This window comes from Aneurinibacillus danicus (assembly GCF_007991215.1).
GTDB lineage: Bacteria > Bacillota > Bacilli > Aneurinibacillales > Aneurinibacillaceae > Aneurinibacillus > Aneurinibacillus danicus.
In genome coordinates, this window is record NZ_BJXX01000019.1 from 69,817 (window position 1) to 92,263 (window position 22,447).

Below are 22,447 nucleotides of genomic sequence, written 5' to 3' on the forward strand. Positions count from 1 at the left end.
AGGGGAACAACAGTAATGAAATGGAAACTACCGACACTCCCTCTTCCTTTCTTCGGTCAGAGAAACAGAGCCGGATACGTAGGTATGATGCTGACGGATGAAGGCATTCGCTATGTGGAAGCACGGGCGACTGCTTCACGCATCCAAATACGGCAGGCCGGATTCATCGAACTGGAAGAGGGTCTGGTTCGAGACGGAAAAATCATCGATGAAAAGAAAGTCATCGAACGATTGGAAGCCGGGATAAAAAACACAAAGTTGAAGCGGAAAAAAATCGTGATGTCCGTTCCTACATCTTCGGTGATTATCCGCAAAGTTCCGCTGCCCAAGCTGCCGCTGAAAGAAATCCGCCCGCTTCTGGGCGTGGAATTAGAAACTACTGTTCATCTTCCTTTTTCACGGCCTTACTTCGATTTCTACAAACTGGACGAGGAAGTAAAAGTAGAGCCGCCCGAAGGAAGCGGGGGCGAAACGGAGTGGATGGATCAATATCTTGTCATTGCGGCGCCGGGCGATTTAATCGATCAGTATGTGCATCTGTTTTCAGAAGTAAAGCTGCGCTTAGAAGCGGTCGATATTGAACCGCTGGCGCTGTACCGTATGCTTTCTACATATCACTTCGCGGATTCAGAGAGCTGCAGCATGTATATGCAGGTAAATTTGCATACCGTTAACGTCTCTTTCTTTAAAGAAGAAATTCCTGAGTTTGTGCGCAACATTCCGTTTGATGTAGCGCTGCATAAAAGGAAGACTGAAGAGGAAGGGATGACGGAATCGTTCGCGGTGGAGCTGTTCCGGGAAGTGGAGCGCGTCATTAACTTTTATCAATTCACAATGAAAAATGACGGCACGCGTGTTGAAAAGATCTATATGACAGGCGAGTTTCCTGATCAAGAATTTCTCATTTCTTTTATGAGAGAACGGTTAACGAATATAGAAATCCTTCCGCTGCCGGTGGATCATGTCGTGCATCCTTTTCCGGAAGATAAAGAGGTGCAGGCGTATACCGTTCCGATCGGATTATCGATGAAAGGTTGAGCGCAGTGGGAATTAATATTAATTTGCTTCCGCAGCGAAGAAAAATAATCTCCAGGGCGCTGCTTGTCTATCTTTCTCTCGTTATGGTTTGGCTGGCTGCGGCATCGTATTTCGGGGCTAGCTATTACTTTACCAAGAAAGAGATAGCGCTTTTAAACCAGGAAGTGCAGCAGCAGGAAAAAGTGCTTTCGAACGCAGAGCAGCGCGTGACACAGGGAGACGGTTCGAACTCGCTGCAAAGTTATCTGGATTTATCGAATAAGCTGCAGCATCTTTTCTATCCGACGACGGTCATGCTGGATGAGCTGGCCCGCACTCTGCCGAAGAACGGGAAGCTAAGCCAGGTTACGTATAATTCGGATGGGAAGATTAGTCTGCAGGGACGGTTTGAGCAGTATGATGATGTGGCGGCCTACCTCCACAACCTGCAGAAGTCGGAGCATATCGTGAAGGCTTCAATCAAGAGCATAACCGCTGCTCCTGTAGAGTGGAAGGGGCCTGTGGATGCGGAGGGGAAACCGATGTCACCGTCGCTGCAAATCGTCGGCGGTGACGTGATGCCGCGCTATGAAGCGGTGTTTGAAATTCTGGCGGTTACCATTGATGCCAAAGGCATCGAATCCATGCAGAAAGCCGAACCGAAGCAGGCGAACTCACCCGCTGTTAAATCATGAGCAGCACGCTCAAACCAAAAATAAAGAAGGTGAGCCGATGGGAGAAAAAGAGCGTCAATACATTTTGCTTATCATTGCCTTGCTCTTTGTCCTGCTTGCCGCATATTACTATATGTATTTTGTTCCGCTGCAGAATGAGAAAGAACAAGTGCTGATGCGGTTAGAGCAAACAAAAGCGCAGACTCAGGGGGTGCTGAAGCGGGTAGAGAAGAAAGAAACGACCCCGCCGCAGGAGCAACTAAAAAAGATTGCCGAATTAATTCCGGTGCAGCCTTATACCGATCAATTGATTATTGACCTTGGTAAGTTGCAGACTCTTGGACAGATTCAAATCGATAGCGCAACTTTCCAGGAGGAGAAAGACGTCAAGGTTCAGGAACTACCAAACCAGTTCATTCCCCAGGAAGCACGGCAAGGACAAGCTCCACAGCAAAAGAACAAGCAGGCAATTAACGTGCAGAACGTACAGAAAGCACTGCCGCCGGTAACGATAAAAAGCATTGAAATTACGCTGGCTGTAAAAGGGGAATATAAAAACATTTACGACTTTGTTACCGAGATTCAAAACCTGTCGCGCTATCTGCGTGTCGATACACTCACATTCTCGACGCCTGAAAAGGACGAATTCCAGATTCCGAAGGACAGGAAACTGACTGCGTCACTCAAACTGACCAGCTACTATGCACCGCAATATGCTTCGCTTCTGGACAAGCTGCCGCCGGTCAATGTCGAACCGCCGTCCGGCAAGTGGGACCCGACACAGTATCCGGTCATCAAAAAAGAGGACGTACAAACACAAACCCGGACGCCTTCCGCTTCCTAACAGCGAAAGGCGTTTTTCCATTCATAAACCGGGAGCCTGTTTCATACAGTGAAGTAACGACACTTTCTTTAGGAAGGGAGAAGCTTCGCATGAAGAAAAGTCCGGACTACACAATCCGTATCAGGCCCAATACAGAGCAGACCCGACCCAGGGCACAGGCGCCAACTGTACGGCGTCCGCCGAAAATTAAGCTCAATACTTCCCCGGTTGCGGTCGTTCAGGCAGAGGCGGAACCGGCTTCAATGCCAGACATACCGGAGATAAGTATAGAAGAAATAGAAACGATTGGCTTCAACCCGAAGTCCAAATCTCTGTTTGCGCGCAAAAAATGGACAGGGTATACATTTAAGCCGCCCCGCAACATGTTTCGGCTATCGGCCGTTGCGGGAGGGGCGGTCGCCATCGGTCTGCTGCTCGGTTATGTCGTTCTGCAGACCTTTGCCGCTGAAGAACCGCCGCCTGCAGGAGAAAAAGCGCCCTTTGCTCTGGGACAAACGCAGCAAAACGAGCAAAAGGGAGCAGGCGGCCAGACTCCGGCCGGACAAGGAGCACAGGGACAAGCATTGAATTCTGCGGTGTCCGGACAAACTGTACCGGGTGTCCCTTCCCCGGTGACTACTCCCAAAACGAATCCGCTGACTATAACGCTTCCGGTCGTTCCTCTGTATATGGTGCAGGGCGGCGTATTCAGCACGAAAGCGGGGGCGCAGCAGGAGCAGGCTGTATTCCAGGAAAAAGGCTGGCCGACCCATATGGAGGAAGATGCGGGGAAGCACACGCTGTTTCTAGGGGTCAGTGCTTCGCGTGACGATGCGCTGGCGCTGGCCCAGGCATACCGGGCATCCAAGCAGGAAGTATATATTAAGGAGAAAAGTTTACCCGCAGGCACCCTGACGTTGTCGGTGCCCGAGACGCTGCCCCGGGGTACGGCGGAGGAAATCAAACAGTTCGGCCGATTGCAGGCCGATTTGTTTCAGACGGTATCGCTTGCGATTGGGGGAGGATTTAAAGAAGGGAAAGTTCCGCAGGCTGTACTGGACAAGATGCTTACACAGCACAGAGAGGCGCTTCAGCGGGGAAGAAGCGTTACCACTGTATTAGACGAGCGGTCAAAAGCGCTGTTACAGAATGCGCTGAACGAGATGACGACTGCCGTAACCACGCTGCAGCAATTTGCAAGCCAGCCGAACCGGACGTACCTTTGGCAGGCGGAAGAAAATATGTTGCAGTTTATTTCTTCTTACAAACAGTGGCAGCAGGCTATAACGCGATAGACTTTTATCGTTGGAGCGGAATATGACCGTTCCCTTTTCTTTTTCAGGCAGTTTTTCGTTGTTGTACTGCCCATGTGTCTTTGCTAAACTTAATATGATATATGTCTATAAGGAAGAAGAAGCATGTATTCACAGCATCTTTGCATCAATTAGTAGAAGCAGGTGAACCAATTGTCGAAAGCAAACCAGCCTTCCATTGTTCTGGCGTCAGCTTCGGCCAGACGCAAAGAATTGTTGGCCGGGCTTGGCCTGACATTTACCGTGCAGCCGAGCGTTGCGAGCGAAGTCGTCGAGGAGCGGGTAGCTCCCGAAGAATTCGTGACCATTCTCGCACAGCGTAAAGCACGGGACGTGGCATTCTCGCTCGCGGACAATGAAGACGAGGCGTATCTTATCATCGGCTCCGACACCGTTGTGGTGCTCGATGGAGAGATACTGGGAAAACCCGAGCATGAAGAAGAAGCGTTTCGAATGCTGTCACGGCTTGCGGGCAGGACGCATACGGTATATACCGGATTGTGCGTAATCGATACGGCGACCGGTAGAGAGAAAGTGGGTTTTCGTGCGACAAATGTCACGATGCGAGAGCTTACGCCGGACCGTATCCGTCGTTATATCGCTACCGGCGAGCCGATGGATAAAGCGGGCGCATACGGCATTCAAGGATACGGAGCGACGCTCGTCTCCCACCTTGAGGGGGATTATTTCTCCGTAGTGGGTCTGCCGGTAGCATTAGTCAGTGACTTTCTGGAAGAATTTGGTGTAAAATTACTGTAGACGCCGGATCAGTGGAAAGGCGTCTATGGGGAGACACCATAAGCAGGGCAGCAAGAAGCACCCCGGATTTAAATGAAATGGGGGAGTCCATATGGACCAAAAGGATATGCTGTCTCAGAACTATTATCCGGCACTGAAGGAGATACCTGCGTCGGACAGACCGCGCGAGCGCATGATTCAAGCCGGACCGGGTGCGCTATCGAATGCGGAATTGCTTGCGATACTGCTGCGTACCGGGTCCACCGAAGAATCGGTGATGTCGCTTTCCTGTCGGGTATTGAACCAGGTGGGGGGCTTGCGTGGGTTGAAGTCTACTTCTTTCGAAGAACTGACTGCACTCAAAGGAATCGGGCCGGCCAAAGCACTGTTGATCATGGCAGGGCTTGAGCTGGGCAAGCGAATGAGCAGCGCGCTTCCTTCCGACAGAATTGCCATCCGTTCGCCAAAGGATGCGGCGGACATCATGATGGAAGAGATGCGCTATCATACGCAGGAGCACTTTGTCTGCTTATACCTCAATACGAAGAATCATATTATCGGTAGAGAAACGATCTTCATCGGAAGTTTGAACTCATCCATTGTCCATCCCCGCGAAGTGTACAAAGAAGCAATTCGCCGCAGCAGTGCCTCCGTGATATGCCTTCATAACCATCCGAGCGGAGACCCGGCGCCGAGCCGGGAAGATATCGATGTAACACGCCGCCTGCAGGAAGCGGGGCGCATTCTGGGCATCGAATTGCTCGATCACGTCATCATTGGGGATGGCCGATTTTACAGTTTGAAAGAGAAAGGGCATTTTGTATAATGCTATCCTTTTACTTATTGAAAAAGTACGCGGTTTCAGTATAATTTTATAGTTGTCGCAAGACTACATACGCGCTAATCATGAAGGGAGAAATTACACCAATGTTTGGTAGCTTTAATAGAGATATGGGTATTGACCTGGGTACGGCCAATACGCTTGTATATGCGAAGTCAAAAGGAATTGTTGTTCGGGAGCCGTCTGTAGTGGCGCTGCGCACAGACACGGGAAGTATTGAGGCAGTGGGGAATTCGGCCAAAAGCATGATCGGAAGAACGCCGGGCAATATTGTAGCCGTTCGTCCGATGAAAGACGGTGTTATCGCCGATTTTGAGACGACGGCGACAATGCTGCGTTATTTTATCGATCAGGCTCAGAAAAGCCGCGGCCTTTTCTCGCGCAAACCAAACGTCATGGTATGTGTTCCTTCCGGCATTACCGCGGTGGAAAAGCGTGCCGTAGAAGACGCTACAAAGCTTGCGGGCGCACGCGAAGCGTTTACGATTGAAGAGCCGTTTGCGGCTGCCATTGGTGCCGACCTTCCGGTATGGGAGCCTACGGGCAGCATGGTGGTGGATATCGGCGGCGGTACGACCGAGGTGGCCATTATTTCACTCGGCGGTATCGTGACAAGCAAATCCATTCGCGTTGCGGGCGACGAAATGGACGAAGCGATCATTCAATATATCAAGAAGAAATACAACCTTATGATTGGGGAGCGGACGGCGGAAGCCCTTAAGATGGAGATTGGATCTGCCATTCCGCCGGAACAGCCGGAAACTTTGGATATCCGCGGCCGCGATTTAATCTCCGGTTTGCCTAAAACCATTGAGATTACCGCGCAGGAGATTGCTGACGCGCTGAGTGAGACGGTGGAGAGCATTGTCGACGCAGTGAAGATTACGCTGGAGAAAAGTCCGCCGGAGCTGGCGGCCGATATTATGGATCGCGGCATTGTACTGACCGGCGGCGGCGCGCTGCTGCGCAACCTGGACAAGCTGTTGGCAGACGAGACAGGCATGCCGGTGCTGGTGGCGGAAAATGCGCTTGATTGTGTAGCGATTGGTACAGGACGCGCGCTGGAGAACTTGCACCTGTTTAAGTCCAAATCAGGCATCACGATGCGTTCTGGACGCAAGTAAGCGGGTGTTGAGGAGTGACCAATTTCTTTGGCAATAAGCGGTTAATCGCGATCTTAATCGGCTTGATTGTGCTGATTGCGGTTATGGGCGCTACATTGAAGGAGCGCCCTGTTCCTACTTGGCCGGAACGATTCGCGAAAGACTCGGTTTCTTTCGTACAGGGCATTCTGTACAAGCCGACCGTAATGGTCTCTGGTTTCTTCGACAACATTAAGCATATTTACAACATATATGAAGAGAATAAGGCGCTGAAATCACAGCTGGATCAGCATGCACAACTGCAAGTGGAAGCGGATGACTTGCGACGTGAGAATGAACGCCTCCGCTCCATGCTTGGCATTAAGGATACGAAGCTTAAAGGATACGAGAAGTATGCGGCGGACGTTATTGCACGGTCGCCGGACCGCTGGAATAATATGCTGACCATCAGCAAAGGAAAGAATGACGGCATTGAACCCGACATGGCCGTCATCTCGGCGCAGGGCGCATTAATCGGGCGTATACAGAGCGTGTCCGCTTTTTCTTCGCAGGTGGAGCTGTTGATGGATATCGAACAGGGGAACCACATTTCCGCCGCGATTCAGGGAAATCAGGCGATTTATGGCGTCATCGAGAGTTATGACCTGGAGAAGCATGAACTGATTATGCGTAAAATCCCGAAAACGAAAGATTTAAAAATCACGCCGGGGCAATACGTGACTACATCCGGAATGGGAGGCGTGATGCCGCCCGGGCTGGTCATCGGGCGCGTAAGCTCGGTAGGAGACGGTGATTACGGATTAACGCAGACTGCGCGTATTACCCCGCTTGCGAATTTCTACCAGATTGAGCAGGTATTTGTGGCGAAGCGCGATTTTGTGGTGGATCCGGCACCGGTACAGCAGCAGAAACAGAATGCGAAGAAGGGCGGCAAGTAAGAGAGCCGGAAGAAAGGCGGTACAAACGTAAGTGAAGATTGGCGCAATATCTGTAGTCATGTTTCTTTTATTTTTAATTGAAGGTACGATTGCCCAGGTATTCGCTCCGGAAGTGTGGGGACTTCCCTGGCTTATCATCCCGCGTTTTGTGCTGGTGGGGACGGTATTTATCGGCCTGTACGCCGGACGAAGGAAGGCCCTGTATTTCGGCCTTTTTTTCGGCCTCTTATACGATGTGGTGTACGCAGAAGTGATTGGTGTCTATGCATTTGCCATGGCGACGCTGGGATATCTGGCCGGGCTTACTTCCCGCTACTTCCATCAGAGTTGGTTCCTGGTACTCATTAACGTACTGGTGGTCGTTTTTGTGAATGAATGGCTTGTCTATGAGATATATCATTTGTTTAATATGGCGTATATGAATGCCCTGGCGTTATTATTTGAAGAAGCGATTCCGACCGTTATCTTCAATGCATTGTTCGCCATGCTGATTTTCCGCCCGATGAACAGGCTGCTGAACAAGTCCCGACTCGAGCAGGAGATTGCGTAGTTCTCATTCGGCAGGAAACCGTCACTCCATGGCGAATATTTAAGAATACGGGGTGGATCTTTGGCTATGGCAAAAGTAAAACAAAATGTAGTAATTAAAGGGACCAAAGAGGGCCTCGTCTTTCATCTGGACGACACATGTTCATTTGAGCAACTGCTTGAGGAATTGCGGGAGAAGATTGAGAAAAGCCACCAGCAGATTCTGACAGGCCCGGTGATTAGCATTGTAGTGAAGCTGGGGATGCGGTATGTATCCGCAAGTCAAGAACAGCAGATTCGTGAAATCTTGAAGCGGCGGGGCAATCTGGTCGTCAAGACGATTGAGTCGGACGTAATGTTAAAAGAAGAAGCGCTGCGCGACAAACTGGCCTCTCAAATGCGTGTCTATACGCGTACGGTGCGTTCAGGACAGGTCATTCGCCATGAAGGAGATTTACTGCTGCTTGGGGACATCAATTCGGGCGCACTTGTCATGTGTACAGGAAATATTTTTGTTCTCGGTTCGCTGCGCGGAACGGCGCATGCTGGCTGCGAAGGGAATAAGCAGTGTATCATCGCCGCGCATGAGATGCTTCCCACGCAGGTGCGTATCGCCGGCATTATCAATCCGGTGCCGGACGGCCAGGAATCGGAGGAGATGGCGCGAATGGGATTCGCATACATCGCCAACGGGCGCTTAGCGATTGAAAAAATGAATCAATTGCATAAAATCCGACCTGAACTGGGTCGGTTTGTCATATAGGGGGGGATCCTCGTGGGTGAAGCCGTTGTGGTTACGTCGGGAAAAGGCGGCGTCGGCAAAACGACGACGACTGCCAATATTGGAACAGCCTTGGCGCAGTTAGGCAAAAAAGTCTGCATGGTAGATACGGACATTGGACTTCGAAACCTTGATCTGGTGATGGGACTCGAAAACCGGATTATTTTCGATCTGGTGGATGTCATTGAAGGCAACTGCAAGCTTCATCAGGCTATGATAAAAGACAAGCGGTTTGATGACGCACTCTATTTGCTTCCGGCGGCGCAGACGAAGGACAAGTCGGCGGTTACGCCTGAACAGATGGAAGAGCTGATAAACCAATTGAAGACGGATTTTGACTTCGTGCTAATCGACTGTCCGGCCGGCATCGAGCAGGGGTTCAAGAATGCCGTTGCCGGTGCGGACAAAGCGATTGTAGTAACGACGCCGGAGATTTCTTCGATTCGTGACGCGGACCGTGTTATCGGTCTGCTGGAGCGGGAGGAGATGGAGGCAATGTATCTGGTAGTCAACAGGATTCGTCCGCACATGACACGCACGGGTGATATGCTCGATGTCGATGATGTAGTCGCCATGCTATCTGTCGATCCGATTGGCTACGTACCGGATGATGAAGAGGTCATTAAGCATTTGAATTTAAAGGAACCGGTTGCGATGAATCATGAAGCGAAAGCCGGAATTGCGTATCGTAATATCGCGCGCCGCATTCTGGGCGATTCGGTACCGTTTTTAAATATGGAAGAGCCGGAAGGGTTTTTTAAGAAAGTGAAGCGGTTATTCGGCATCAGATAATACGCGGTGCGGACACGGCATCGGGGGATAGAGCATGGATTTTGAAAAAAAGTATATACGGAATTTGGATTGGCTTTTGATTTTGCTCCTTATGTGCCTTGGAATCTTTAGTTTTATCGGAATTTCCGGGGCGACAGCGACGGCCAATTATGAATGGAAGCAGGTCATCTGGTACGCTTTCGGATTTACGATCCTGGCGAGTGTGCTGCTGTTCGATTACAACAGCTTTAGCAACCTGGCTTATGTGCTGTACGGCATCGGGATGGTGCTGATTATCGGCGTACTGTTCATGCCGGCTAAAAGCGGCGCGCACAGTTGGTATCAGCTTGGGATCGTTGATTTTCAGCCGTCAGAGTTAATGAAGATTTTTACGATCATTGCCGTTGCCAGGTATATCTCCAAGAAAGATGAGAAGGAAGAGCCGATTGATAACCTAAAAGCGATGTTTCCGATCTTTCTCCTGATTGGTGTGCCGCTGATATTAATTTTAATCCAGCCGGATTTGGGAACATCGCTTGTATTTACGGGAATTATGTTCAGTATGCTGCTCGTGGCGGGAGTTCCCATGCGCTACTTTGCAATGCTGGGCATCGTCGGTGCCATTTTCATCTCATCATTGGCGTATGTTTTTATGTTTCACAAGCAGTTCTTCTTTGAGCATATTATGCATGAATACCAGTGGATGCGGATTGAATCGTGGTTGAAGCCGGAGGCATATCCGAAGGAAGGCTACCATCTGATGCAGTCACTGACGGCAATCGGCTCAGGTCAACTGCTCGGCAAAGGCATTAACCAGGGCACGCAGGCGCGGAACGGTTGGGTGCCGGTCGGAGAGAGCGACTTCGTGTTTACGGTCATCGCGGAAGAGCTTGGCTTTATCGGATCGAGCATCTTGATTTTTATTTATTTCTTCTTCATCTACCGTATGGTTCGGATTGCGATGGAGGCCAAGGATACGTTCGGTATGTACGTAATTGCCGGCGTGATCGGTATGTATGTGTTTCAGATATTCGAAAACATCGGTATGACGATTCAATTGATGCCGATTACGGGCATTCCGCTCCCGTTTATCAGCTATGGGGGAAGCTCGCTTGTTACCAACTTCTTTGTCATGGGTATTGTGTTGAATATCGGGATGCGACGGAAAAAATTGATGTTTGAATGATGGAGAGCAGGAAGATGTGTCGTTCTTTGCTTGCGAGAGCAAAGGACGACACATTTTTTTACGGGATAGGAAAGTATATCAACCGGAGTTTCATCCCGGCGGTCTACCCTTCCTCTCTTGTTCATACACTTGTACAAAAGGACAAGGAAACGAGGAGTGAGGAAGCGATGGCATATTTCGATACGGACGGAATCAAACGCCGCCGGGAAGAGCGGGTGCGCCGGCTGCGTGAACAAATGGAGGACAACTATTCCTCCTATTTTTTCGATGAGAGAGAAGAATTGCCGCCTGTCTATTCCGAACCGTTCTACGCTGAGAGAGAAGAGCCGTGGCACCGGGTTGAGTACAGAGAGCGGGAACGGGCACAGAAATCCCGGACTTCATCCGGATCTTTCTCTGGACCGATGAAGCGGAGAGACAAATTGTTTATAAAAATCATCGCTTCTTTTTTTCTGTTGAGCTTGGCTTATGTCATTAACCATGTATCATTTCCGGGATCGGAAAAGTACCGTACAGTGATGAATGAGGTCATGGACCGTTCGTATAATTTCGCTGGCCTTTCGGCTTGGTATGAGAAAAATTTCGGCGCGGTGCCGACACTATTGCCGACCCTGGGCACGATGGGCAGCGAGGCCAAACCGGTGCTGCAGGCGCAGAGCATGCTCTTGAAAGCGCCTGCGGCGGGTAAGGTGACGCAAACGTTTGCCGAGCAGGGGACTGGCGTATACTTTATACCGAAGGATGCGACGATTCGTGCGGTGGACCAGGGATGGGTAACATTCGCCGGACAAAAAGAAGGATTCGGCAATACGGTCATCATCCAACATGCAAAAGGAATGGAGACATGGTATGCAGGCCTGGACACGCTGGAAGTGAAGCCAAATGACTGGGTGGAAGTCCAGCGGGCCATCGGCAAAGCACAGACGGAAGGGCAGACGCTGAAGTCCGTATATTTCGCCGTGAAGAAGAACGAGCAGTTTGTTGATCCGCAGGGCGTGGTTCGTTTTGAATAATACGAAGCTGCATGTTCATCCGTTGTTTTGGTTCATGATGCTAGGTGCCCTGCTGGTCGGGCAATTCATTCAAGTCATCACTTTATTTGTCATTGTCCTCCTGCATGAGCTCGGTCATGTGACAGCGGCACGCTGGTATGGCTGGCGGGTGAGAAAGATTGAACTGCTTCCATTCGGCGGGGTGGCGGAAATCGACGAATGGGGAAATACGGAGCCCCGTGCGGAGATTGTGGTAGCGCTGGCCGGGCCGATGGTAAACGCGATTCTGATCGCAATCGGCTGGTCCTTTCAGAAGCTAGGAATATGGTCGTCTGCATGGACGGCTTTTTTTGTGTACAGTAATCTTGTCATCGGCGGGTTTAACCTGCTTCCTGTCTGGCCGCTGGACGGCGGACGGGTGCTGCAGACGGTATTCAGCCTTTTTCTGCCGTATCGCCAGGCGATGCTGTTGTCAATGTATACGAGTTTGGCAGGAGCAACAGGTTTGTTGGCCTGGAGTCTTTCGTTTGAGCCGACGCCGCACTTGAACGGGCTGGCGGTGTCGTTTTATCTGCTGTTTGGCGCCATTCTTGCGTACCGGAAGCGGCATTATCAGTTTCTCCGGTTTTTGCTTGCACGGCAGGCCTGCCTGGAGCTTCGGCATTCGGCGTGGGAAGAGCGCCTCGTATTCGTCCCGCCCTCTCTTTCACTTGCACAGGCCGTGAATCAACTGAAGCGGAACCGTTATCATCTGTTTATTGTAAAAAGAAGAACGCTTCCGAGCGCCATGTTTTCAGAGAAGACGCTGCTTGAGTATTATTTCTCAGGGGCACGGCGGCATTGTAAAGTGGAAGAGTTGCTGCAATAACAGTAAAATGGAGGGAAGATAAGGGGGAATCCTATTGAAAAAGATTATTGTCAATGCCATGGGCCGTGAAGCGCGCGTCGCCGTGCTGGAAAGCGGTCGTTTGGTTGAATTATATATCGAACGTCCGGAAGAGAGCCGCATTGTCGGAAACATATACAAAGGAAGAGTCGAGAATGTGCTTCCCGGAATGCAGGCCGCATTCGTCGATATCGGCATGGACAAGAACGCATTTTTATATGTGGACGATTGTTTGCCTCCGGACATCGAAAAAACGAAGAAGCGAAAGCCTTCCATAAACGAGCTGATTACCAAAGGACAGGAAATAACGGTACAGGTCAGCAAAGAAGCCTTCGGGACAAAGGGAGCGCGTGTAACAACACAAGTCTCACTGCCAGGACGCTATATCGTCTATCTGCCGAATGTATCATATATCGGCGTCTCTCGCCGCATCCAGCAGGAGAAAGAGCGGGAGCGCCTCCGCTCGGTTGTCCGCGGCATTCTTAAGCCGGAGGAAGGCGTCATTCTGCGTACGCTGGCCGAAGGCGTTACGCAGAAGGAACTTGCGGCGGATATCTTATTTTTGCGTGCGCGCTGGGAACAGGTGCAAAACGATAAAAAGCATACACGTCCACCTTCGCTCATCTATCAGGATCTTGATCTTGTCTCCCGTGTCGTCCGCGATTTTGTCAGCGAGGACATTGAAGAAGTCATCATCGACAGTCGTTTACGCTATGCGGAAGTGTGCTCCCTGCTCGGACGTTATCAGCCGGAGCTCGAAGAAAAAATTCAACTGTATACGGGGCGGGAAGAGATTTTTGCCCATTATGACCTTGATGGAGAGATTGAGCGGGCCCTCCGCCGGAAAGTTTGGCTAAAGAGCGGTGGTTACCTGGTTATTGACCAGACGGAAGCGATGACCGTGTTTGATGTGAATACAGGTAAGTTTACTGGTACCTATGATCTGGAAGAAACTGTGGTCAAGACGAACCTGGAAGCCTGCCGCGAAATTGCGCGCCAGCTCCGCCTGCGCAATGTCGGCGGGATTATTATTATTGACTTTATCGACATGGCCAAGCAGGAGCATCGAGTGCAAGTGCATAAATGCATGGAGGCGGAGCTCCGCAAGGATAAAACGAAAACGCATCTTCTTGGCTTTACGCAACTCGGACTTCTTGAGATGACGCGTAAAAAAGAGCGGCACAACCTCTCTGATATGCTGCAGCGTACCTGTCCGTGCTGTGAAGGAAAAGGCCGGATTCTCGCCGAAGAAACGTTGCTTGGCATACTGGAGCGCGAACTTATTGCCTATAGTCAGGATGATCGCATATCCGCTGTGTTGGTGGAGATGCATCCACACACGGTACGTTATTTTAACGAACACGGATATCTGAGTGAGTTGGAGGATAGTACAGGCTTTGTCGTCTATTTGAAAGAAAATCCGATGCTGGACGAGCAGCGGTACCAAATTACATTTATGGGAAGCGAAGAAGAGGTACAGGCGCGTGTCCAGAGATAATGATTGCTTTTAAGGGAAGAATGTGATAATCTATTTTTTGTTGACTAGTGTGCTTGACACCTCAAGCAGACTACAACCGCTCGATGAAGGTTATAAAGTCGGTCAGGCGGCCGCACCGGGTATCGGCGAGTCTTAGTATATGGAGGAGGTGCAACGAATGTACGCAATTATCGAAACTGGTGGTAAGCAATACAAAGTGGAGAAAGGCACAGAACTGTACATCGAAAAGCTGGCAAACGCTGAAGGTGACACAGTAACTTTTGACCGTGTACTGCTCGTATCTGGTGAGGACGGTGTAAAAATGGGCGCTCCTGTAGTAGAAGGTGCGACTGTTACCGCGAAAGTGGAACGTCACGGTAAAGGTAAGAAAATTATCGTGTACAAATACAAAGCAAAGAAAAACTACCGTCGTAAGCAGGGTCACCGTCAACCTTATACGAAGGTTGTTATCGACGCCATCAATGCATAATGATTACGGTGCAAGTAAAGAGGCGCTCTGACGGGACGATCGAGAAGATTACGATCAGTGGACATGCCGGATCGGCTGATTATGGCCGGGACCTGGTGTGTGCTGCGGTATCTGCCATCTCGCTAGGGACCGTTAACGCCGTTGAATTGTTATTGAACGTCGGGCTGCCGGCCAGACAGGGCGACAGCGGGTTTCTCGAAGTGAAAGTACCGGACGATTATGCGCCGGAGCTTGCGGAGAAAGTGCAGTTACTGCTCGAAGGCATGATTGCCTCGCTGTATTCGGTAGCCGTAAGTCATGACAAGTATGTTCGGATTGCCGACAAATTGAAATATTGAGGAGGTGGCACTCATGTTAAGAATGGACCTTCAATTCTTCGCCTCGAAAAAAGGGGTAGGTAGCACGAAGAACGGCCGCGACTCCATCTCGAAGCGTCTTGGCGCGAAACGTGGAGATGGCCAATTCGTAAAAGCGGGTAATATTCTGTACCGTCAACGCGGTACGAAGATCTATCCGGGTGCAAACGTAGGCCGTGGTGGCGACGACACATTGTTCGCGCTGTCTGACGGTATCGTACGCTTCAAGCGTCTGGGCCGCGACCGCAAGCAAGTGGTTGTTGAACCGGTAGCAAGCAAAGCTTAATACGTGAGCGAATAAAAAGACCGTTGACGCCAGTCAATGGTCTTTTTTCTCTTTTCTCTTTTGCTTTTCGTTTTTTTGTCTATGGGTTTGTGCACACTAAGGCAAAAACCAAAGGAGTGTTTGCCTGTGTTTCGCAAAAACGGAGCCGATACGCTGATTGATTTGCTGATTGAGTGGGGCGTGGACCATGTGTATGGAATGCCTGGTGATTCGATAAACGCTATCATTGAGGCGCTGCGCAAGAGGAAAGATAAAATTCGCTTTATCCAGGTACGGCATGAAGAAGCCGGGGCTCTGGCGGCCGCGGCGTATGCTAAATTGACTGGAAAACTCGGTGTCTGCCTGGGTGTGGCGGGTCCTGGTGCCATTCATTTGCTGAACGGATTGTATGACGCCAAACTGGATCATGCGCCCGTACTGGCGATTGCCGGGCAGGTCGATACGGCAGTAATGGGGCTTGATTATTTTCAAGAAGTGAATCTAAGCCGCTTGTTTGATGATGTGGCGGTGTATAATCAGATGGTTGTTTCACCTGTACAGTTGCCCGCTGTGGTTAATCAAGCAATTCGTACGGCATATGCCGAGAAGGGTGTCGCGGTACTGGCGTTTCCCGGCAACGTGACGAATATGGAGATGAACAAGGGTACGCCCTATACCTCTCCCCAGATAGCAAGGGGAAAGGTACAGCCGCTGGATCACGATATGGATGCGGTCTGTGCCGCACTGAATCAAATGGATAAAAATATTGTTATTTTAGCTGGTAAAGGTGCACGGGGAGCAAGAGAGGAACTGCTTACCCTTGCCGAAAAGCTCGGCGCTCCCATCGTACTTACGCTTCCGGCTAAAGGCGTCATTCCGGACAGGCATCCGTACTGCCTGGGCGGTCTTGGACTGCTTGGCACAAGGGCGGCATACACTGCAATGCAGGAGGCAGATATTTTGTTTATGATTGGCACTTCCTATCCGTTTACTGTCTATCTCCCGGAGCGTGCGTTTACGATTCAATTGGACGTGGATGCACGGCAAATCGGCAAACGATATGCGGTGGATGTCGGGATTGTCGGCGAAGCGAAATCGACGCTTGCACAGCTGAATGAGCGCGTGGCATACCATGAGAGCCGCGAGTTTCTGGCGCGCTGCAAAGCGAATATGGATAAATGGTGGGATAAAATGGAAAGTCTGGAAGAGGCAGAGCATCCGAAGATTCTTCCGGAATATGTGGCGCGGGCGATGGAGGAGATGGCGGAGGAGAATGCTGTGCTGTCGTGCGATGTCGGCAATGTTACCGTTTGGGCCGCACGGCATTTTCGCTGCACCAACCAGCACTTTATTCTATCCAGCTGGCTGGCTACGCTTGGCTGCGGTCTGCCAGGTGCCATTGCGGCGCAAATCGCCTATCCCGAGCGGCAGGTGTTTGCCTTATGCGGTGACGGCGGTTTTGGTATGATGATGGCCGATTTCGTCACCGCGGTCAAGTATGATTTACCCATCATCGTCGTCGTATTCAATAACCAGAAAATCGCCATGATTAAGTTTGAACAAGAAGTGCTCGGCAACCTTGAATATGGTACCGGTCTGCATAATCCAAACTTTGCTGCCTATGCAGAAGCGTGCGGTGCGATGGGATTGCGCGTCGAGAGGAAGGAAGATGTGCTTCCGGCATTGCGCAAAGCCGCAGCCGCCAAGCGTCCCTGCATTATCGATGTGCTAGTGGAAGCCGATGAGCTGCCGCAGCCTCCGAATGTAATGGTGGAGCAGGCGATCGGATACGCCAAGCATCTGGCGAAAGAGCTGCTGGAGGAAGGAAAAGTCTCGCTTCCGCCCATTCTTCGTTTATAGAAAAGCGAATGTTTTTCTTTGCACCGTTCGTGCCACGCCGCTGGCCGAATATGGTAAAATGATGAGAGAAGCCATAATAAAGGGAGCGAAGCCGTATGAAGGAGTTAATCGAAGTTATTAATCACCAACGGCACGACTGGCTTAACCATATTCAGGTTCTGCTCGGGTACTTAAAGCTTGAGAAATACGACATGTGCGAGGAATACATACGCAAAATCATTACGGATGCCAATCGGGACACGTTGGTGTCCCGGCTGGAATATCCGCCGCTTGTCGCCTATTTATTGTCGTTTAACGCATTACATAATAACGTATGTATTGAGGTGGAAATTCCGGCTTCCTTCTCACTTCTATCGTTTGAAGAGGGGCCAAAGCTGGGAGATTTCATTCTTTCGGTGGTAAAGTTATACCAGCAGCACGCGCTCTATAATAACGGAGAAAGCAATACGTTTCTTCTTACGTTGCATCGCGAAGAAGGAATGCTACGGATGGTGGCTGATTTTGCCGGCGAGCTGGACGCTCGGGAAATCGAGCCTAAGCTTATGCAGGCAAAAGTCCAGGCGGAAGAGTGGGGGGGCAAGGTGCTGCTCGCACCTCATACGGCTTCGGAGTCGGTACTGGAATGTCTGTTTCCTCTATAAAACAGTATGGCCGTCCCTGCTGCAAGCTCTGACATGAAAACAGAAAGTAGGCATGGCTGTTCAGCCGCAACCCCGACATGAAAATCATGGGAAGGGCGGCTGACTTTTGTGGTGCGAAGGAAAAGAGAGAAAGGAACGAGACAATGATTTCAATGGTGAAAAAGGCGACCGCCTTTTTCTTCTCTGGATCTCATTTTCTCTTTCTCTCCTTCTTTTCTCATGATTTTCACAGAAAAAGGTGGAATTTATATGTTTGTAGATAGTGTACGAGTATACGTGAAAGGCGGCGACGGAGGAAATGGGATGGTTGCCTTCCGCAGGGAAAAATACGTGGCAGCCGGAGGTCCTGCCGGCGGTGACGGCGGCCGTGGCGGGAATGTGGTGTTTGTGGTGGATGAAGGTTTGCGTACGCTCGTCGATTTCCGCTATAAGCGCCACTTCAAGGCAGCGCGCGGCGAGAACGGCCGGACGAAGGGACAACACGGTGCAGGAGCGGAAGATTTAGTCGTACGGGTTCCTCCGGGGACGACCGTAATTGATGATGATACGCAGCAGGTTATTGCCGATCTGGTAGTGAACGGACAGCGCGCGGTTATCGCAAGAGGCGGCCGTGGCGGCCGCGGTAACATCCGGTTTGCGACACCGGCCAATCCGGCACCGGAGATTGCGGAGAATGGCGAGCCGGGTCAGGAGCGTTACGTACGTCTGGAACTGAAAGTACTGGCGGACGTCGGCCTGGTGGGATTCCCGAGCGTCGGAAAATCGACTCTGCTTTCCGTCGTCTCGGCAGCCCGTCCGAAAATCGCCGAATATCATTTTACGACGATAACGCCGAATCTGGGCGTAGTAGATGTAGACGAAGAACGGAGTTTCGTTATGGCAGATTTGCCCGGATTGATTGAAGGGGCACATGAAGGTGTAGGTCTGGGCCATCAATTTCTGCGGCATGTGGAGCGGACACGCGTCATCATCCATGTGATTGACATGGCCGGTTCTGAAGGGCGTGATCCGTATGATGATTATGTACAGATTAATGAAGAATTGAAGCTGTACAATAAGAAGCTGGAGGAACGTCCCCAGGTGGTTGCGGCGAACAAGATGGACATTCCCGGTGCGGAGGAAAATCTGGCTGAGTTCCGTAAAAAGGTCGGAGAAGACGTGCCGGTTTTTCCAATTTCCGCGGCAACAAAGCAAGGCGTAAGGGAACTTTTGTATAAAGTAGCGGAAATGCTCGAAGAAATTCCGGATGTGCCGCTGGTAGAAGATGTGGCCGACGAGGAGACGACCGTATTGTATAAGGCGGAGCCGGAAGAGGATGCGTTCACGGTACGCCGTGAGAACGAAACCTTCGTTGTCGAAGGCGAGAAGCTGGAGAAGCTTGTTAAGATGACAAACTTGAACAGTCACGACTCTATTCAGCGTTTTGCGCGCATCATGCGGAGCATGGGCGTGGACGATGCCCTGCGTAAAAAAGGGGCCGAGAACGGCGACATCGTACGCATCGGCAAGTTCGAGTTCGAGTTTGTGGACTAGAGCTTTTCTTGCTTCGAATCACGAAAGAATGTCGATTGTAGCCTAATTGTTTGACCCGCCGACCGCCAGCAGCATCGGACATGCCTTCCGCGAATACCGTAATGCCTCTGAATAGGAAATGGACATGGACATAAATTAGGAGCAAAGCGAGCCACCCGGATTGATCGGGAGGCTCGTTTTATTTATATAAACACGAAAGATTTCCTGAATATCTTCAGTAGTATAAGATGAATACGGAAACGGGAAATACAAGTTTGCTCCGGAGCGTCCGTTTCATGGGAGGTTGCACAATGGATGAAGATCAAGAATGGGTGGCCCAGGTACTTAGCGGGAGCAAAGACGCCTACGCCCACCTGGTAAATAAATATAAAACCCGAGTCTACGGACTTCTTATAGGGATGGGCGCATCGCCGCAGGATGCGCAGGATTTGGCTCAGGAAAGTTTCATTAAAGCGTATCGTTATCTGGCAAGCTATAATCCGGAGAAGCAATTCTCCTCATGGCTCTACAAGATTGCGGCCAATAGCTACCTCGATGTCTGGCGCAAACAGAAGCGCGAGAGGATGGATGCACAGGAAGAAGAGTATGTCGACTGGACAAGCCCCGAACAGGTCTACCTGCACAAAGAGCGGGCACATGAACTTAGGGCTCATATCGCACGGCTGCCGGAAAAATATCGGCTCGTACTCGTACTGCGATACATCGATGATTTAAGCTATAAAGAGATTGCGGAAGTGCTTGAACTTCCGCTGCCGACGGTACAGACGCACCTGCATCGGGCAAAGAAGAAACTGCGTGCCGCACTGCAGTACACAAAGACGGGAGGGGACCTGAATGAAATGTACGGAATATGAACAAATGAGCCGTCATGTCGAGGGCGAGACCGCAGGGCGGGAGAAGATGGCAATGGATACGCATCTATTGAATTGCCCGGCGTGCCGCAACCTGTATGAAGAGTGTCAGGCAGAGAGAGAAGCATTAAGAGCCGCGTTACGTGCGCCCGCGCTTCCCGGATCATTTACTGAGGATATTATGGCACAGCTGAAACCGCACGCTGTGGTGCCAGAGGAACCACAAGCGCCGGAGCCGGTGCGGAAGGCTGGAAAAAGAAAATGGAAGAGATGGGCATATGCCGCGGCGGGAACATTGCTTGCGGTCTCGGTGGCCGCGTCCGTCTCCCCGTCTTTTGCCTCTTACTTGACGCAATCCATCTTCAACCGCAATAATCAGATGATTGACCTGGGCCTGCAAATGGCGGGCGAGAAGGGATTTGTCCAGCAGGGGAATTATTACGTGACCGACAACGGAATAACGCTTCGGGTACTGGATGTGGTGGCGGACCCGACGCGCATCGCGCTTTCCTATGTACTTGAAAAAGAAGGCGGCGGCCATCTTGATCCTGATTTTGATCCGAGGTTTAGAGAAGAGGCAGGGAACCGTGTCTACCTTACTGATACAAAAGGCAATAAATTGGCAGACATGTCAAGCTGGGGACGCAATGATCCGTATGGAATCATCGGTTTTCAACTGGAGAACAACATTCCGGAAAAAGCCGTCGTACATTTTGAGCTTTCGCGCGTAGGGGGATTCGCGGGCATTGGAGCCAAAGAAGGACGGTGGGAGCTGCAGGTTCCCGTAGACATGAAGAAAGGGCTGGAGGCTACGCGCAGCACGGCGGTTAATCTGCAGCATACAACCGGGCAGGGAGTAAGTATTAACATTAAGACCCTGCTGTTCGCTCCTACCAAAAGCCAGTTGGAATTTGAGACAAGCATAACAGGAAGCGCAAAGAAAAAACTGCAGGAATTGGTTGAACGCGAAAACCGGCTCGGGATTGCGGAAGAAGGAGCCGATGCTTACAGGGATTACACCTATGGCATTAGTTATCGTCTGCTTGATGAAAAGGGACGCGTGGTTGCGGGAAAATCGGGTCCGGTTCTGCCATCGGGCGAGCGGGAGAGGAACCCGATTGATTCATCGGGAGTGCATAAACCGTTCGGCCGCACGGTATGGAAGGACGGATTTGTACCGCTCGGAGAAGCGAAACGGTTGACATTCGTGCTAGATGCGGTCGATATGGAAGAACCTTCAGATTTTTCCCTTTCCTTTACTCCTGATAATCTGAAGAAAAGTCCTGTCACAGGACAATATCAGGGCAGTACGATTAAAATAAAGAGTTTCGTCGTAAAGCGGGACTGGGATATAAAGAAGCGCCCGCCGTTCTTTGAAGATGAGTCGCATGCGATTATTGAACTGGAGGGTGTCCATCCCCAAAATACCGGCACATTCACCCATTGGGTGGTTACCGACGAGAACGGCAGGACGTATAAAGCGATGGTATCAGGGGGCGAGGAAGATCCGGATGCATCGGGCAATCGCAAGTTCACAAGTACGCTGCGAGTCTATGGCTTGAAACACGAACCGAAGAAGTTAACCCTGTCACTAACCCGCATTATGAAGCGGCATACGGATGTGGATTGGAAGGTCGACATCCCGGTTTCAAGGTAAAGAAGCAGAGGGTCCGATATGGACTCTCTGTTTTTCTTATGGGATAGGAAAGTATATTTTGCTTTACAGTGATAAAGTGAAATATACTTTCCCTCCATTCGTAAGCGAGAAAAAACATTTTAAAAATAAACGAATATCTCTTGTATAATAAAAAGAAACGAAGTATAATGTCCACTATACATAAACATTTGTTTTTTCCGGGAGGACGTATGAAAAAACAAGAGGAGCTGTTCTACTTAATTCGGGCCGATATTTTGCCAGAATCCATCAGCAAAACGATCGAGGCCAAGAAGCTGCTCGACTCCGGGGAGGTAGAGACGGTGAACGAAGCAGTGGAGAGGGTGGGACTCAGCCGAAGCGCCTATTATAAATACAAGGACAGCATCTTTCCGTTTAATTCCATGACGCGCGAAGTTATCATTACCGTATCGCTCAATCTTGAGCATCGGGCGGGCATTCTGTCCCAGGTGCTGAAATTCGTGGCGGAGCGGGGCGGAAATATTTTAACCATTAACCAGACGATTCCGCTGCAGGGCATGGCGAATGTAGCTCTGTCGATTGATACGGGGCAGTTGAGCCTGTCTACAACCGACTTTCTTGATGAGCTAAACGCGCTTGAGGGCGTGAAACGGGCAGTTATCGTCGGCAGAGGGTAATATACAATCGTTCGTTTGTTTTATTTATGAACAAAAAATGACCATGGCATCTCAGCCGCAACCCCGATAT

The 22,447-nt window shown here is 50.6% G+C and carries 24 protein-coding genes and 1 other annotated feature; all 24 genes read left to right on the forward strand.

Going from position 1 to position 22,447, the window contains the following annotated elements:
• Positions 1-15 precede the first annotated feature (15 nt).
• The 24 genes from pilM to thrR all read left to right on the forward strand — a co-directional run bounded on the left by pilM (position 16) and on the right by thrR (position 22,377).
• Positions 16-1,038, forward strand: a complete 1,023-nt coding sequence (pilM, locus tag ADA01nite_RS02530) for a type IV pilus biogenesis protein PilM (RefSeq protein ID WP_146808328.1) — start codon at positions 16-18, stop codon at positions 1,036-1,038.
• A gap of 5 nt (positions 1,039-1,043) precedes the next feature.
• Positions 1,044-1,712 (forward strand): PilN domain-containing protein, encoded by a 669-nt coding sequence (locus ADA01nite_RS02535; protein ID WP_146808329.1) that lies wholly within the window; start codon positions 1,044-1,046, stop codon positions 1,710-1,712.
• Positions 1,642-2,535, forward strand: coding sequence for a type 4a pilus biogenesis protein PilO (locus ADA01nite_RS02540; RefSeq protein ID WP_146808330.1), 894 nt, complete (start codon positions 1,642-1,644; stop codon positions 2,533-2,535). Before ADA01nite_RS02535 ends, ADA01nite_RS02540 begins: the two co-directional genes overlap by 71 nt.
• Before the next feature lie 89 nt (positions 2,536-2,624).
• On the forward strand, positions 2,625-3,809 hold the full coding sequence (locus tag ADA01nite_RS02545; protein ID WP_146808331.1) for an SPOR domain-containing protein: 1,185 nt from the start codon (positions 2,625-2,627) through the stop codon (positions 3,807-3,809).
• A 171-nt stretch (positions 3,810-3,980) separates the two neighbouring features.
• Positions 3,981-4,586 (forward strand): Maf family protein, encoded by a 606-nt coding sequence (locus tag ADA01nite_RS02550; RefSeq protein ID WP_146808332.1) that lies wholly within the window; start codon positions 3,981-3,983, stop codon positions 4,584-4,586.
• Between the two features lie 91 nt (positions 4,587-4,677).
• Positions 4,678-5,391, forward strand: coding sequence for a RadC family protein (gene radC, locus ADA01nite_RS02555; RefSeq protein WP_281285963.1), 714 nt, complete (start codon positions 4,678-4,680; stop codon positions 5,389-5,391).
• 101 nt (positions 5,392-5,492) lie between these two features.
• Positions 5,493-6,530, forward strand: a complete 1,038-nt coding sequence (locus tag ADA01nite_RS02560) for a rod shape-determining protein (RefSeq protein ID WP_146808333.1) — start codon at positions 5,493-5,495, stop codon at positions 6,528-6,530.
• A gap of 14 nt (positions 6,531-6,544) precedes the next feature.
• Positions 6,545-7,447, forward strand: a complete 903-nt coding sequence (mreC, locus tag ADA01nite_RS02565; RefSeq protein WP_146808334.1) for a rod shape-determining protein MreC — start codon at positions 6,545-6,547, stop codon at positions 7,445-7,447.
• Between the two features lie 31 nt (positions 7,448-7,478).
• The gene (mreD, locus tag ADA01nite_RS02570; RefSeq protein ID WP_146808335.1) at positions 7,479-7,997 is read left to right on the forward strand and encodes a rod shape-determining protein MreD; all 519 of its coding nucleotides are present in this window, start codon (positions 7,479-7,481) and stop codon (positions 7,995-7,997) included.
• 66 nt (positions 7,998-8,063) lie between these two features.
• On the forward strand, positions 8,064-8,738 hold the full coding sequence (minC, locus tag ADA01nite_RS02575; RefSeq protein ID WP_146808336.1) for a septum site-determining protein MinC: 675 nt from the start codon (positions 8,064-8,066) through the stop codon (positions 8,736-8,738).
• Positions 8,739-8,750: 12 nt separating this feature from the next.
• On the forward strand, positions 8,751-9,548 hold the full coding sequence (gene minD / locus ADA01nite_RS02580; protein ID WP_146808337.1) for a septum site-determining protein MinD: 798 nt from the start codon (positions 8,751-8,753) through the stop codon (positions 9,546-9,548).
• A gap of 34 nt (positions 9,549-9,582) precedes the next feature.
• The gene (gene rodA, locus ADA01nite_RS02585) at positions 9,583-10,713 is read left to right on the forward strand and encodes a rod shape-determining protein RodA (RefSeq protein WP_146808338.1); all 1,131 of its coding nucleotides are present in this window, start codon (positions 9,583-9,585) and stop codon (positions 10,711-10,713) included.
• A gap of 167 nt (positions 10,714-10,880) precedes the next feature.
• Positions 10,881-11,726, forward strand: a complete 846-nt coding sequence (locus ADA01nite_RS02590) for a M23 family metallopeptidase (RefSeq protein ID WP_170230108.1) — start codon at positions 10,881-10,883, stop codon at positions 11,724-11,726.
• Positions 11,719-12,573, forward strand: coding sequence for a M50 family metallopeptidase (locus ADA01nite_RS02595; protein ID WP_146808340.1), 855 nt, complete (start codon positions 11,719-11,721; stop codon positions 12,571-12,573). The genes ADA01nite_RS02590 and ADA01nite_RS02595 overlap by 8 nt, the downstream gene beginning before the upstream one ends.
• Before the next feature lie 34 nt (positions 12,574-12,607).
• The gene (locus tag ADA01nite_RS02600) at positions 12,608-14,089 is read left to right on the forward strand and encodes an Rne/Rng family ribonuclease (protein WP_146808341.1); all 1,482 of its coding nucleotides are present in this window, start codon (positions 12,608-12,610) and stop codon (positions 14,087-14,089) included.
• Positions 14,090-14,153: 64 nt separating this feature from the next.
• Positions 14,154-14,232: a sequence feature (ribosomal protein L21 leader region), on the forward strand.
• A gap of 14 nt (positions 14,233-14,246) precedes the next feature.
• Positions 14,247-14,558: a 50S ribosomal protein L21 gene (rplU, locus tag ADA01nite_RS02605; protein WP_146808342.1), complete on the forward strand. Its 312-nt coding sequence runs from the start codon at positions 14,247-14,249 to the stop codon at positions 14,556-14,558.
• Entirely contained in the window at positions 14,558-14,896 is a 339-nt protein-coding gene (locus tag ADA01nite_RS02610) for a ribosomal-processing cysteine protease Prp (protein WP_146808343.1), read from the forward strand. The genes rplU and ADA01nite_RS02610 overlap by 1 nt, the downstream gene beginning before the upstream one ends.
• A 13-nt stretch (positions 14,897-14,909) precedes the next feature.
• Positions 14,910-15,200, forward strand: a complete 291-nt coding sequence (rpmA, locus tag ADA01nite_RS02615) for a 50S ribosomal protein L27 (protein WP_146808344.1) — start codon at positions 14,910-14,912, stop codon at positions 15,198-15,200.
• A gap of 126 nt (positions 15,201-15,326) precedes the next feature.
• Entirely contained in the window at positions 15,327-17,039 is a 1,713-nt protein-coding gene (locus ADA01nite_RS02620) for a pyruvate oxidase (protein ID WP_246147191.1), read from the forward strand.
• Positions 17,040-17,134: 95 nt separating this feature from the next.
• Positions 17,135-17,680 carry a Spo0B domain-containing protein gene (locus ADA01nite_RS02625; RefSeq protein WP_146808346.1) on the forward strand — a complete coding sequence of 182 codons (546 nt, stop codon included), beginning with the start codon at positions 17,135-17,137 and terminating at the stop codon, positions 17,678-17,680.
• Between the two features lie 249 nt (positions 17,681-17,929).
• Positions 17,930-19,213, forward strand: coding sequence for a GTPase ObgE (obgE, locus tag ADA01nite_RS02630; RefSeq protein ID WP_146808347.1), 1,284 nt, complete (start codon positions 17,930-17,932; stop codon positions 19,211-19,213).
• A gap of 290 nt (positions 19,214-19,503) precedes the next feature.
• Positions 19,504-20,067, forward strand: coding sequence for an RNA polymerase sigma factor (locus ADA01nite_RS02635; RefSeq protein ID WP_146808348.1), 564 nt, complete (start codon positions 19,504-19,506; stop codon positions 20,065-20,067).
• Entirely contained in the window at positions 20,048-21,721 is a 1,674-nt protein-coding gene (locus tag ADA01nite_RS02640) for a DUF4179 domain-containing protein (protein WP_146808355.1), read from the forward strand. Before ADA01nite_RS02635 ends, ADA01nite_RS02640 begins: the two co-directional genes overlap by 20 nt.
• Before the next feature lie 209 nt (positions 21,722-21,930).
• Positions 21,931-22,377, forward strand: a complete 447-nt coding sequence (thrR, locus tag ADA01nite_RS02645) for a transcriptional regulator ThrR (protein WP_146808349.1) — start codon at positions 21,931-21,933, stop codon at positions 22,375-22,377.
• The last annotated feature ends 70 nt before the right edge of the window (positions 22,378-22,447 follow it).